The organism is Actinospica acidithermotolerans (assembly GCF_018139625.1).
Classification (GTDB): domain Bacteria; phylum Actinomycetota; class Actinomycetes; order Streptomycetales; family Catenulisporaceae; genus Actinospica; species Actinospica acidithermotolerans.
The window spans coordinates 32,504-45,786 of record NZ_JAGSOH010000056.1 but is presented as its reverse complement, the minus strand read 5'-3'; the positions used below and the strand labels follow the sequence as shown (position 1 = coordinate 45,786).

The window sequence follows — 13,283 nt, the reverse complement described above, 5'->3', positions numbered from 1 at the left end:
CTCACCCGTTCGCCACTAATCCACCCCGAAGGGCTTCATCGTTCGACTTGCATGTGTTAAGCACGCCGCCAGCGTTCGTCCTGAGCCAGGATCAAACTCTCCAAAAAAGAATTCAAAACCTGGCTAATTAACATCCCGACGGGGGTCGGGACAAACTAGCCAAAGCAAAACATTTGGCATCGTAAACAAATGACACACTGTTGAGTTCTCAAGAAACAGACACACTCACGGGGCAGTGACCGGACATTGTCCGGCACCCGCCTCATCGGCGTTCGCTTCGGATTACCGCACCCGAGCCGACCTGTTTCGTTCGGCCCCCTCGCGGTGTCCCCTACTTTAGCAGATCTTCGGCGACCGTTTGACCGGATCGTTTCCGCCTGCCCCGTAGGGGGTCCGCCACCGTTGCGGATCTTGGAACCCGCTCCGGCGACTCGATGAACATTAGGCGGCCCGGCGGGCCGAGTCAAATCGGGAAGCCAGGGTTCTGCGACGGCATACGTAGGGGTACGCGGCGGCGCACCGTCGGTTACCGGCGGGGACGCCGAAACGGCCCGATTCCGTACCCCGGCGGTGTACGCGGGGGTATCGGGAATCGGGCCGTGCGCGGCCAGATGCGGCGAAAAGCCGAGCGGCGCCGTACCTGTCGAGGTACGGCGCCGCTCGGTGCGATTGCGCGGGGGTCAGCCCTGCACCAGCTCGACTGCCGCGAGCGTCTTCTTGCCGCGGCGCAGCAGCAGCCAGCGGCCGTGCAGCAGGTCGGCCTCGGTGGGCGCGGCCTCGAGCTCCTCGACCTTGGCGTTGTTGAGGTAGGCGCCGCCCTCCTGGATCGCCCTGCGCGCGGCGCCGCGGCTGGCCACGATGCCGGTGTCCGCGAGTAGCTCGTAGACCGGCCGCAGCTCGGTCACCCGGGCGGTCGGCAGCTCGGCGAGCGCCGCGCGCAGCGTCTGCTCGTCGAGGCCGGCCAGGTCGCCCTGGCCGAACAGCGCCTTGCTGGCCGCCTCGACCCGCGCGACGTTCTCCGCGCCGTGCACCAGCTTCGTGACGTCCTCGGCCAGCGCCCGCTGCGCCAGGCGCAGGAAGGGCTTCTCAGCCGTGGAGACCTCGAGCTCGGCGATCTCCTCCTGGCTGCGGAACGTGAAGATCTTGAGGTACTCGACGACCTTCGCGTCCTCCGCGTTCAACCAGAACTGGTAGAACGCGTACGGCGACATCATCTCGGGATCGAGCCAGACGGTTCCGGTCTCGGTCTTGCCGAACTTCGTGCCGTCCGCCTTCGTCACCAGCGGCGTGCCGATGACGTGGACCGTCGCGCTCTCCGCCTTGTGGATCAGGTCCGCGCCCGCGGTCAGGTTGCCCCACTGGTCGCTGCCGCCGGTCTGCAGGATGCAGCCGTACTGCCGGTAGAGCTCCAGGAAGTCGAGCGCCTGCAGGATCTGGTACGAGAACTCGGTGTAGCTGATGCCCGCCTCGGAGTTCAGCCGCGCCGCGACCGCGTCCTTGGCGAGCATCTTGCCGACCCGGAAGTGCTTGCCGATGTCGCGCAGGAAGTCGATCGCGGAGATCGGCTCGGTCCAGTCCAGGTTGTTCACGATCCGCGCGGCGTACTCACCCTCGAAGTCGAGGATGTTGCTGACCTGGCCGCGCAGCTTGTCCACCCACTCCGCGACCGTCTCCTTGGAGTTCAGCGTCCGCTCGGCGGTCGGCTTCGGGTCGCCGATCAGGCCGGTGGATCCGCCGACCAGGCCGAGCGGCAGGTTCCCGGCGTCCTGGATCCGGCGCATCGTGATCAGCTGGACCAGGTTGCCCATGTGCAGGCTCGGCGCGGTCGGGTCGAATCCGCAATAGAAGGTGACCGGCCCGTCGGCGAAGGCTTTGCGCAGCGCTTCCTCGTCCGTGGACAGGGCGATCAGGCCCCGCCACTTGAGCTCATCGACGATGTCGGTCACGGTCTCTACTCTTCTCTGCGATTTCCGACGTAACGGTGACTAGCCTACTGACCGAGCCGGGCCCGCTGCTCCGCAATAAGCGCCCGGACCTCCGCGAGCTGCTCGCGCACCCGGTCCGGGGCGGTGCCGCCGCGGCCGTCGCGCGAGGCGACGGAGCCGGGGACGGTGAGCACCTGCTTGACCTCGGGGGTGAGCTTCGGGTCGATCGCGGCGAGGTCCTCGTCGGTGAGGTCGGACAGCTCGATGCCGCGCGCCTCGCAGTACCGCACCGAGGCGCCCGCCACCTCGTGCGCCACCTTGAACGGCACGCCCTTCTTCACCAGCCACTCGGCCACGTCCGTGGCGAGGGAGAAGCCCTGCGGCGCCAGCTCGGCCATCCGCTCGGAATGGAAGGTGAGCGTGGCGATCATGCCGGTGAAGGCCGGCAGCAGCACCTCCAGGGTGTCCACGGAGTCGAAGACCGGCTCCTTGTCCTCCTGCAGGTCCCGGTTGTAGGCCAGCGGCAGCGCCTTGAGCGTGGCGAGGAGGCCGGAGACGTTGCCGATCAGGCGCCCGGCCTTGCCGCGCGCGAGCTCGGCGATGTCCGGGTTCTTCTTCTGCGGCATGATCGAGGAGCCGGTCGAATAGGCGTCGTCGAGGGTGGCGAAGCTGAATTCCTTCGTCGTCCAGAGGATGACCTCCTCGGCGATCCGGGAGACGTCCACGCCGATCATCGCGGCCACGAAGGCGAACTCGGCGACGTAGTCGCGCGAGGCGGTGCCGTCGATGGAGTTCGCGCTGCTGGCGCTGAAGCCGAGCTCGGCGGCCACGGCGCTCGGGTCGAGGCCGAGGGTCGAGCCGGCCAGCGCGCCGCTGCCGTAGGGCGAGACGTCGGTGCGCCGGTCCCAGTCGTGCAGCCGGTCGGCGTCGCGGCCGAGGGCGTGCACGTGGGCGAGCAGGTGGTGGGCGAGCAGCACCGGCTGCGCGTGCTGCAGGTGGGTGCGGCCCGGCATGGGGGTCCCGAGGTGCGCCTCGGCCTGGTCGGCGAGGGCCTGCTGCAGGTCGGCGATCAGGCCGCCGATGACGCGGGCGTGCTCGCGCAGGAACATCCGGCCGAGGGTGGCGATCTGGTCGTTGCGGGAGCGTCCGGCGCGCAGCTTGCCGCCGAGCTGCGGGCCCACCCGCTCGATCAGTCCGCGCTCGAGGGCGGTGTGGCAGTCCTCGTCGGCGACGGTGGGCAGGAAGGAGCCCGACTCGACGTCCTGCTCCAGCTTGTCCAGGCCGGCGAGCATGCCCTCGAGCTCCTCGTCGGTGAGCAGCCCGGCGCGGTGCAGGGCGCGGGCGTGCGCCCGGGAGCCGGCGATGTCGTACTTCGCGAGGCGCCAGTCGAAGTGCACGCTCACGGACAGCGCGGCCAGGGCGTCGCTCGGGCCGCTGGAGAACCGGGAGCTCCAGAGCAGGTTGTTCGCGGGCTTGTCGGGCGGGGTCATGGGTCCGGGTCTTCCTTGCTGCTTCGGTTCGGGCGTACGGGGATGCGGCGCGGGCCGCGGTCAGCTCGCGGCGGCGCTGAGCCGGCGGGCGAGCTCGGGGCCGCCCTGCGGGTCGCGGCAGATCACCAGGACCGTGTCGTCGCCGGCGATGGTGCCCATGACGCCGGCGGTCACGCCGTGCCGGTCGGCGTGGTCGAGGGCGGAGGCGAGGAACTGGGCGGCGCCGGGCGGGGTGCGCAGCACGACGAGGTTCGCCGAGGCCTCGGCGGTGACGAGCAGTTCGCCGAGCAGGCGGCGCAGCCGGGTCTCCAGCTCTCCGGAGTCGGTGGCCGGGCGGGGGGCGCCGTCGCCGCCCTCGCTGCGCAGCGCGTAGATCAGCGCGCCGTCCTTGTCCCGGATGCGCATCGCGCCGAGCTCGTCGAGGTCGCGGGAGAGCGTGGCCTGGGTGACGGTGAAGCCCTCGCCGGCGAGCAGTTCGGCGAGCGCGGACTGGGAGCGCACCTGGTGCTTGCCGAGCAGGTCGGCGATGCGCTGGTGCCGGGCGCGGCGGGTGTTGACCACGGTGGCCGCGGCGTTCTCCAGCGCGGCCTCGGCCGGGCTCTGCTCGGCGCCGGCGGGCCCGTCGTCCTGGGTCGCGGGTCGGGAGGTTGCCGGTGGCGTCACAGGTTTTCCTTTCGATAGCCGAGCAGGTAGGCGAGCAGCGCCTTCTGGGCGTGCAGCCGGTTCTCCGCCTCGTCCCAGACGGCGGACTGTGGTCCGTCGATCACGGAGGCGGCGATCTCCTTTCCGCGGTACGCGGGCAGGCAGTGCAGGACGATCGCGTCGGGGGCGCCGAGGGCGAGCGCGGCCTCGTCGAGGGCGTAGGGCTCGAAGACGGAGGCGCGCTCGGACTTCTCGCCCTCCTGGCCCATGGACACCCAGGTGTCGGTGACCAGGACGTCCGCTCCCTCGGCGGCGGCCTTCGGGTCGGCGGTGACCTGGACGGATCCGCCGGTCTCCGCGGCGATCCGGGCGGCGTCCGCGACGAACGCGGGGTTGGGCTGGTAGGACTGCGGCGTGCCGATGCGCACGTGCATGCCCGCGGTGGCGCCGCCGAGGAGGTAGGAGTGCGCCATGTTGTTGGCGCCGTCGCCGAGGTAGGTCATGGTGAGCCCGGCGAGCTCGCCCTTGCGCTCGCGGACGGTCTGCAGGTCCGCGAGGATCTGGCAGGGGTGGAACTCGTCCGTCAGGGCGTTGACGACCGGCACGGCGCTGACCGCGGCCATCCGCTCGAGCCGGCTCTGCTCGAAGGTGCGCCAGACGATCGCGGCCACCTGCCGGTCGAGCACCCGGGTGGTGTCCTCGATCGGCTCGCCGCGGCCGAGTTGGCTGCTGCCGGCGTCGATGACCAGCGGGTAGCCGCCGAGCTGGGCGATGCCCACCGAGAAGGAGACCCGGGTCCGGGTGGACGGCTTGTCGAACAGCACGGCCACCGCGCGGGGGCCGGCCAGCACCTGGTGCGCGAGCGGCTGCGCCTTGAGTATGGCCGCGAGTTCGAGCACCTCGGCCTGCTCGGCCGGGCTGAGGTCGTCGTCGCGGAGGAAGTGTCGGGTCGTCATCGTCTTCGGTTTCCTAGGCGAGGGTGGCTTCGGGCAGGGCGTGGTCGAGGAGCTTGGGCAGCGCGGCGAGGAACTCCTCGGCCTGGTCGGCCGTCAGGATGAGCGGCGGGGCGATCCGGACCGCGTCCGGGGCGACGGCGTTGACGATGAAGCCCGCGTCCAGCGCCGCGTCGGCAACGGCGGCCGAGCGCTCCTGCTTGAGCTGGATCGCGAGCAGCAGGCCGGCGCCGCGCACGTCTAGCACCGCCGGGTGCTCGAGCGCGAGGATGCCGGAGCGCAGCCGCTCGCCGACCTCGCGCACCCGGGTCAGCAGGTCGTCGCGCTCGATGGCGTAGAGGACCGCGAGGCCCGCGGCGCAGGCGATGGGGTTGCCCGCGAAGGTGGAGCCGTGCGATCCGGGGTTGAACAGGTCCTTGGCCGGGCCGAAGGCGAGGCAGGCGCCGATCGGCAGGCCGCCGCCGAGGCCCTTGGCCAGGGTGACGATGTCCGGGCGGATCCCGGCCTGCTGGAAGGCGAACCACGCGCCCGTGCGGCCGATGCCGGTCTGCACCTCGTCGAGGATGAGCAGCGCGCCGTGCCGTTCGGTGATCTCGCGGGCCGCCTCGAGGTAGCCCGGCGGGGCGGGCAGCACGCCGCGCTCGCCCTGGACCGGCTCGACGAAGAACGCGGCGGTCTCGTCGTCGATCGCCGCCTCCAGCGCCGCGACGTCGCCGAAGGGCACGAACTCGACCCCGCCGGGCAGCGGCTCGAAGGGCTCGCGGATCGCGGGCTTGCCGGTCAGCGCGAGGGCGCCCATGGTCCGGCCGTGGAAGCCGCCCTCGGTGGCGACGACCTTGGTGCGGCCGGTGAGCCGGCTGAGCTTGAACGCGGCCTCGTTGGCCTCGGCGCCGGAGTTGGCGAAGTAGACGCGCGCGTCTCCCCCGGCCAGCGCGACGAGCCGTTCGGCGAGGGCGATCTGCGGGGCGGTGGCGTAGAAGTTGCCGACGTGGCCCAGCGTGGTCAGCTGCGCGGTGACGGCGTTGACGATGAGCGGGTGCGCGTGGCCGAGCGAGTTGACCGCGATGCCCGCGAACATGTCCAGGTAGCGGCGGCCGTCGGCGTCCCACAGCTGGGCGCCCTCGCCGCGCACGAAGACCCGCTTCGGCGTACCGAAGTTGTTCATCAGGACGTTGCTGTAGCGCGCGGTCCACTCGGCGGACAGGCCGCCGTGCGCGTGCAGCTCGGGCAGGGCCTCGGCCCGCGCGGCGTCGATGTTCGTCTGCGTCTCGCTCATACCGCCGGTACCACCATCGTGCCGATCCCCTCATCCGTGAACACCTCGAGCAGCAGCGAGTGCTGGACCCGGCCGTCGAGGACGTGCGCCGCGCCGACCCCGCCGCGCACCGCGCGCAGGCAGGCCTCCATCTTCGGGACCATGCCCGAGGTCAGGCTCGGCAGCAGCTTCTCCAGCTCGTCCGCGTCGAGCTGGCTGACCACCTCGTCGGAGGCGGGCCAGTCGGCGTAGAGGCCCTCGACGTCGGTGAGCACGACGAGCTTCTCCGCCTTCAGGCCGACGGCCAGCGCCGCGGCCGCGGTATCGGCGTTGACGTTGTAAACGCCGCCGTCCTCGGCGCGGGCGACGCTGGAGACGACCGGGATGCGGCCGTCGTCCAGCAGCGCGCCGATGAGCTGCGGGTCGACCGTGACCACGTCGCCGACGCGGCCGATGTCGACCGGCTCGCCGTCGACCAGCGCGTGCCGCTGACGGGCCGTCATGCTGTTGGCGTCCTCGCCGGACAGGCCGATCGCGAACGGACCGTGCTCGTTGATCAGGCCGACGATCTCGCGCTGCACCTGGCCGGTGAGCACCATGCGCACGACCTGCATCGCCTCGTCCGTGGTGACGCGCAGGCCGCCGGCGAACTCGCTCTTGATGCCGGAGGTCTCGAGCGCTCGGGTGATCTGCGGGCCGCCGCCGTGCACGACCACCGGGCGCAGGCCGGCGTAGCGCAGGAAGACGACGTCCTGCGCGAAGGCCCGCTTGAGCGCCTCGTCGATCATGGCGTTGCCGCCGAACTTCACGACGACCGTGGCGCCGTGGAAGCGGGAGAGCCAGGGCAGCGCCTGCGTGAGCACGTGCGCCTTGCCCTGTGCCTCGGTGAATCGGGCCGTGCCCGAGGTCGTCTTCATGAGGAGTACGCCGAGTTCTCGTGCACGTACTCCTTGGTCAGGTCGTTCGTCCAGACCGTCACCGTCTCGGAGCCCGCGGCGAGGTCGACGACGAGGTGCACGTGACGGTCGCTCAGATCGCACAGTTCGCGGTCCTCGCCGACGCCGCCGCGGCGGCAGACCCAGACGCCGTTGATGGCGACGGACAGCTCGTCCGGCTGGAACTTCGCCCTCGTCGTGCCGACGGCGGACAGCACCCGGCCCCAGTTCGGGTCCTCGCCGTAGAAGGCGCATTTGAGCAGGTTGTTGCGGGCGATCGAGCGGGCGACCTCGAGGCCGTCCGCCTCGCTGGCCGCGTTGACGATCTCGATCTCGATCTCCTTCGAGGCGCCCTCGGCGTCGGCGATCAGCTGCCTGGCCAGGTCGGCGCACACGGCCTCGACCGCCTGCGCGAACTCGCAGGGGTCGGGGACGACGCCGGAGGAGCCGGAGGACATCAGGATGACCGTGTCGTTGGTCGACATGCAACCGTCCGAGTCGATCCGGTCGAAGGTGCGGGCGGTGGCGCCGCGCAGCGCCGCGTCGAGCTCGGGTTGCGGGACCTCGGCGTCGGTGGTCAGCACGCAGAGCATCGTGGCCAGGCCGGGCGCGAGCATCCCGGCGCCCTTCGCCATGCCGCCCACGACATAGCCGGAGCGCTCGACGACGGCGGTCTTCGCGTGTGTGTCGGTGGTGCGGATCGCCTCGGCGGCGTCCGCCCCGGCCTCGGCCGTCGCGGCGAGCGAGCCGACGGAGGCGAACAGCCCCCCGAGCAGCTTGTCCATCGGCAGCCGGACGCCGATCAGGCCGGTCGAGCAGACCGCGACGCGGGCGGCGGAGGTGTCCAGCGCCTCGGCGACGCGCTCGGCCGTCTTGTGCGTGTCCTGAAAGCCCTCGGGCCCGGTGCACGCGTTGGCGCCGCCGGAGTTGAGGACGACCGCGTCGAGCTCGCCGGCCTTGAGGACCTGCTCGCTCCACAGCACGGGAGCGGCCTTGACCCGGTTCGAGGTGAACACGGCGGCGGCCGCGCGCGACGGGCCCTCGTTGACGACGAGCGCCAGGTCGGCCGCTCCCGAGGACTTGATGCCGACCGCGGTCCCGGAGGCGCGGAAGCCGGCCGCCGCGGTCACGCCGACTCCGGGCGGCGCGCTCTCCTCGGACGGGTTGGTCTGCTGGCTCACGAAGCCACTCCGATCGTGCTGGACGAGATGCTGGAACCGACGCTGGACGCGAGGGCGGGGACAGGGCTCATGGGGCGACCCCGACCGTGCTCAGCCCGGCGGTCTCGGGCAGGCCGAGCGCCAGGTTCATGCACTGCACCGCGCCGCCGCCGGTGCCCTTCGCCAGGTTGTCGACCGCGCCGACGACGACGATCCGGTCGGCCTCGCGGTCGAGCGCGATCTGCAGGTGCACGGAGTTGGAGCCGAGCACGGCGGCGGTCTGCGGCCAGCGGCCCTCGGGCAGCAGCGTGACGAAGGGCTCGTCGGCATAGGCCTTCTCGTACGCGGCGCGCAGCTCGGTGAGCGTCACCCCGGGCTCGGCCGGCGCGGTGCAGGTGGCGAGGATGCCGCGGGACATCGGCACCAGGATCGGCGTGAAGGAGACCTTGACCTGCTCCGACGCCGCCTTGCCGAGGTTCTGCGCGATCTCCGGCGTGTGCCGGTGCGTGCCGCCCACGCCGTAGGCCGAGGCGTTGCCCATCACCTCGGAGCCGAGGAGGTTGGGCTTGAGGCTCTTGCCCGCGCCGGAGGTGCCGGTCGCGGCGATGATGACGACCTCGGGGTGCGCGAGGCCGGCGGCGAGCGCCGGGTAGAGCGCGAGGGTGCTGACGGTCGGGAAGCAGCCGGGGACCGCGACCCGCTTCGCGCCCCGCAGCAGATCGCGCGCGCCGGGCAGCTCGGGCAGGCCGTACGGCCAGGTGCCCGCGTGCTCGGTGCCGTAGAAGCGCTTCCAGTCCGCGGCCTGCTCGAGCCGGAAGTCCGCGCCGCAGTCGACCACCAGCACGTCGGGTCCGAGCTCCTCGGCGACCGGGCCGGACTGGCCGTGCGGCAGCGCGAGAAACACGACGTCGTGCCCGGCGAGGGTCTCCCGGTCGGTCTCGGCCAGCACCCGGTCGTGCAGCGGCACGAGCTGCGGCTGGTGCTCGACCAGCAGCGATCCCGCGTTCCTGCCCGCGCTGAGGGTGCCCAGCTCGGCCCGGCCGTCTTGCACGGCGGGGTGCGCGAGCAGAAGCCGGAGGATCTCCCCGCCCGCGTAGCCGGTCGCCCCGGCCACCGCGATCCGAATCGTCATGGCATGAGAATACAGAAAAACGGAAGACTATGCCATGGGCCGCGCCGGTGAGCCGCGGTCAGGTGTGCCGGACCGCGGTGGAACGGCCACCAAACGGGGTCCTGGCGCGGAGCCCGCGCCTCAACCGCGAACGGTTGGGGCGAGCACGGCCGGGTGTCCGAAGGCGGGCACGAGGGAGGCGTCGATGAACGTCGTGATGCGGCTGACCTGACGGCCGATCAGGGTCAGCACCTGGATCCCGTGCGCGTGGAAGCGGCCGTCCTGCTCGCGGCGGTAGACGACGAAGGCCGGCTGGGTGTTCGCGTTGGTGGGGATCATCAGCCACGCGTCGCGGCGCATTACGTTATGTGCGAGGAAGCCGATGACGGCGTCGCGGCCGGTGAACCAGGCCGGCATCGGCGGCATCTCGATCTCGACGTCGAGGCGGAGCAGGTTGACGAGCGCGTCCGGGTCGGCGCGGATGAACGCGTCGACGTAGGCGTCGAGGAGGTCGCGACGGGAGGCCTCGTCGGGCTCGGCCAGGTCCTCGGCGACCGGGCCCGCCTCGGCGAGTCGGGCGCGGGCGCGGCGCAGGGCGCTGTCGATGGCCGCGGGCGTCGAGTCGAGCATGTCGGCGACCTCGGCCGTGTGAAAGCCCAGCACATCACGCAGCGTCAGAACGGCGCGCTGTCGGGCGGACAGCAGTTGGAGTGCGGCGATGAAGGCAAGGCGCACGCCGGTCCGCCCGATCACGATGCCTGCCGGGTCGCCGCCGGTCAGGACCGAGTCCGGGACCGGCTGGAGCCAGTCCACCGCGGGCTCCGGCGACGACGTGGACGGCGTGGACGGCGTGGCCGGCCCGTGGTCGCCGGAGGGCGCGCCGAGGCCCGAGGGAAGCGGTCGGCGGGCGCGGGTCTGCATCGCGGTCAGGCACGCCATCGTCGCGATCTTGTAGAGCCAGCGCCGGACGGACGAGCGTCCCTCGAAGCGGTCGAAGCCGCGCCAGGCCCGCAGGTACGTCTCCTGCACCAGATCCTCGGCGTCGTGGATCGAGCCGAGCATCCGGTAGCAGTGCGCGAGCAGCTCCGGCCGGAACGGCTCGGCCAGCGCGGCGAACTCGACGTCGGCGGTCATCGCTACTCTTCTCGCTGCCTTTCTCGAACGCGGACAGGCTACGGGGCCACGGGCTACGGCTGCGGGCCACGGACCACGGGCTACGGCTGCATCGGGTTCGAGCCGTTCCCGTCGATCAGGTACTCCGCCGCGCTGTCGGGGTTCGCGACCACGTCCAGCACGGCCTTGGCGACGAGGTCCGGGGTCGGGACCGGCTGCATGTTCGCTACGAACGTATCCCGGTCGACGCCCTGGCGTGCGGAGTACGCGTCCACGCCGGCCGAGCCGACCGCGGTGGCGGGGGTCATCATCGGAATCAGTGCGACGAAGCGGATGCCGAGGCCGGCCCGCTGCGACTCCTCGCCCGCGTAGTTGCGCAGGAAGCGGACCGCGGCCTTGGCGCTGGCGTATCCCCCGCTCAGCGGCGATCCGCCGATGGCCGCGCCGCTGGACATCGACACGACCGCACTGCCGGGCGCCAGGGGTTCGAGCAGCGCGGCACGGGTCCAGCCGAACACGTGCCGCGTGTCGACGTGCCAGTTCCGGCTGAAGGACTCCCAGGTCTGCTCGTGCACGGGGCCGACCGGTGGGACGGCCCCGGCGTTGAGCACGAGCAGGTTCGGTCGATACTCGCGGATCACCCGCTGGGCGAGTGCCTCGTCGGTGGCGTCGGCGGCGAGCGGGGTGAATCCGTCCCCCAGTTCGCCGCGGACTTCGAGCAGGTCGCTCTCGGTACGGGCGATGCCGACGACGTGCGTGCCCTGGGCCACGAGCGCGGCGGCGATCGCGCGCCCGAGGCCTCGGCCGGCACCGGTGACGACGGCGGTCTTCACGGAAGCTGACATCGGATCCTCCTCGGAGGTGGTCGGATTCGTCATGGATCCAGACCGGCCGAGGCGCGCAAAACCGTCGCGGGAACGGGGCGAGATGATGTGATCTGGGTCACATATCCACTCCGAAACCGCCGTCGGCTACGTGCCAGCTGGTCTTGAAGCCGATGGCGTCCGCGAAGTAGCGGTCGTGCGTGACGGTGACGATCGTGCCGGTGAACGCGGTCAAGGCCTGCTCGATGACGTCCAGCGAGTCGAAGTCGAGGTAGTTCGTCGGCTCGTCGAGCAGCAGCACGCGGGCTCCCTGGTTCACCACGATCGCCAGCAGCAGCCTGCGCAGTTCTCCCGCGCTGAGCGTGTGCAGCGGCGCGCGCCACTGGTCCTCGCCGAACAGATAGCCCGTCAGGATCTTCTCCGCGTCCTGCGGGTAGACCGGCACCTTCGAGCGGAAGTGGTCGATGACCGGGGTGTCGAGCCGCAGGTGGTCGTGCGTCTGCGGGAGGACTCCGGCATCGGGCAGCCGGGCGGCGATCGCGTCGAGCAGGGAGGACTTTCCGGCGCCGTTCGGGCCGGTGATCAGGATCCGGTCGCCGGTGCGGATCTCGAGCGCCGGGATGGTGAGCAGCGTGCGCGAACCGGCTTTCACGGCCAGGTCAGCGGCCTGCAGGACGAACTCGTGCCGCGGCTTCCTGGATGTGGGGAACGCGAGGCTCAGCGTCGGACGTGTCTGCGGCTCGGCGATCCAGCGCGCCGACTGCAGCTCGCGCTCCAACCGCCGTTCCCGCGCCTTCGCCTTCTTCGCGACCTTCTTCGCGAGGCGACGGGCGCTGCTGTCGGTCGTGGCGAATTCGACCGTCAGCGAGTGCTCCTTGGTCGCCTCGATATCGGCCGCCAGGCGTGAGCGGTGCTTCTCCTGCGCCTCGTAGTCGCGCAGCAGCTTCTGCCAGCGCGCCTGCTTCTCGGCCTTGTACGCGGTGTATCCGCCCTCGTATTCCTGAAGCTCGTCGTCGTGGATGCCGTCTAGCTCCACTACTCGGTTCGCGACGCGGTCGAGGAACGCGCGGTCGTGGCTGATCACCAGCACACCGCCGGTCCACTGCGCGAGGTAGCCGCCGAGCCAGTCGATCGCGCCCGCGTCGAGGTGGTTCGTCGGCTCGTCGAGCAGCAGCACGGTCGGATCCGCCAGCAGCACGCGCGCGAGCATCAGCCGCGCCTGCTCGCCGCCGCTGACCTGCGCGAGCATCGCGTCGTCCGGGAGGTGGGCGACGTCGAGGCGACGGCGTACGTCGTCGACGCGCGCCTGGGCGGTCCAGCCGTCGAGGGCTTCGAACCGTTCGAGGACGCTGCCGTACTCGTCGAGGGCGTCGAGGTCGCCGTCGGCGACGCGGCGTTCGAGTGCGCGCAGCCGGGATTCGACCGAGAAGACCTCGGCCAACGCGGAGCGGACGAAATCGCCGACCGTCGCGGCGGGGTCCGGAACCTGCTGGGCGAAGTAGCCGACGCGGGTGCCCGGGCCGAGTTCGACCCGGCCGGCGCTCGGCGCGAGCCTTCCGGCGAGGATCTTCAGCAGCGTGGACTTGCCGACGCCGTTGGGGCCGACGAGAGCGACCCGGTCGCCCGCTCCGACGGCGAGGGATACGCCGTCGAACAGGGGCTCAGCGTGGAAGGCGAGCGAAAGGCCGGTGGCCTTGAGGTACGAGAACTGTGCTGTGGCAGGCAAGGGGGGCTCCGTGAGAGGTCGAGGGATCGTGATTCCGACGCATCTCACGAATCAGCACCAGGGAGCTCCTCGGGCCGGCGACAGGTACGTAGACGAGAGTGCCCGGGCCGCCGGGGCCCGGGCAACTCATTTATCGTCGGCGGTCGTCG

General features: G+C 71.3%; 10 protein-coding genes, 1 rRNA gene and 1 pseudogene. All 12 read right to left on the bottom strand.

From position 1 onward, the window contains the following. Positions 1-107: ribosomal RNA gene (locus tag KDK95_RS19235) — 16S ribosomal RNA — on the bottom strand; the annotation flags it as partial. A 573-nt stretch (positions 108-680) separates the two neighbouring features. Continuing rightward, a complete protein-coding gene (gene tyrS, locus KDK95_RS19230) occupies positions 681-1,946 on the bottom strand; it encodes a tyrosine--tRNA ligase (RefSeq protein ID WP_212519590.1) in 1,266 nt (421 codons plus the stop codon). A gap of 44 nt (positions 1,947-1,990) precedes the next feature. After that, a complete protein-coding gene (gene argH / locus KDK95_RS19225) occupies positions 1,991-3,415 on the bottom strand; it encodes an argininosuccinate lyase (protein WP_212519589.1) in 1,425 nt (474 codons plus the stop codon). Between the two features lie 60 nt (positions 3,416-3,475). Then, complete coding sequence (locus KDK95_RS19220) at positions 3,476-3,997, bottom strand: arginine repressor (protein WP_212519593.1); 522 nt, start codon at positions 3,995-3,997, stop codon at positions 3,476-3,478. A gap of 77 nt (positions 3,998-4,074) precedes the next feature. Then, positions 4,075-5,013 carry an ornithine carbamoyltransferase gene (gene argF, locus KDK95_RS19215; protein ID WP_212519588.1) on the bottom strand — a complete coding sequence of 313 codons (939 nt, stop codon included), beginning with the start codon at positions 5,011-5,013 and terminating at the stop codon, positions 4,075-4,077. 13 nt (positions 5,014-5,026) lie between these two features. Then, positions 5,027-6,286 carry an acetylornithine transaminase gene (locus KDK95_RS19210; RefSeq protein WP_212519587.1) on the bottom strand — a complete coding sequence of 420 codons (1,260 nt, stop codon included), beginning with the start codon at positions 6,284-6,286 and terminating at the stop codon, positions 5,027-5,029. Beyond that, on the bottom strand, positions 6,283-7,182 hold the full coding sequence (gene argB / locus KDK95_RS19205) for an acetylglutamate kinase (protein ID WP_212519586.1): 900 nt from the start codon (positions 7,180-7,182) through the stop codon (positions 6,283-6,285). The genes KDK95_RS19210 and argB overlap by 4 nt, the downstream gene beginning before the upstream one ends. Beyond that, on the bottom strand, positions 7,179-8,381 hold the full coding sequence (gene argJ / locus KDK95_RS19200) for a bifunctional glutamate N-acetyltransferase/amino-acid acetyltransferase ArgJ (RefSeq protein ID WP_212519585.1): 1,203 nt from the start codon (positions 8,379-8,381) through the stop codon (positions 7,179-7,181). The genes argB and argJ overlap by 4 nt, the downstream gene beginning before the upstream one ends. Before the next feature lie 67 nt (positions 8,382-8,448). Further along, positions 8,449-9,492, bottom strand: coding sequence for an N-acetyl-gamma-glutamyl-phosphate reductase (gene argC / locus KDK95_RS19195; RefSeq protein ID WP_212519584.1), 1,044 nt, complete (start codon positions 9,490-9,492; stop codon positions 8,449-8,451). 120 nt (positions 9,493-9,612) lie between these two features. Next, positions 9,613-10,620: pseudogene (locus KDK95_RS19190) on the bottom strand (RNA polymerase subunit sigma-70); the annotation flags it as partial. A gap of 65 nt (positions 10,621-10,685) precedes the next feature. After that, complete coding sequence (locus KDK95_RS19185) at positions 10,686-11,429, bottom strand: SDR family oxidoreductase (protein ID WP_212519582.1); 744 nt, start codon at positions 11,427-11,429, stop codon at positions 10,686-10,688. Positions 11,430-11,526: 97 nt separating this feature from the next. After that, positions 11,527-13,134 (bottom strand): ABC-F family ATP-binding cassette domain-containing protein, encoded by a 1,608-nt coding sequence (locus tag KDK95_RS19180; RefSeq protein WP_212519581.1) that lies wholly within the window; start codon positions 13,132-13,134, stop codon positions 11,527-11,529. Between the last annotated feature and the right edge of the window lie 149 nt (positions 13,135-13,283).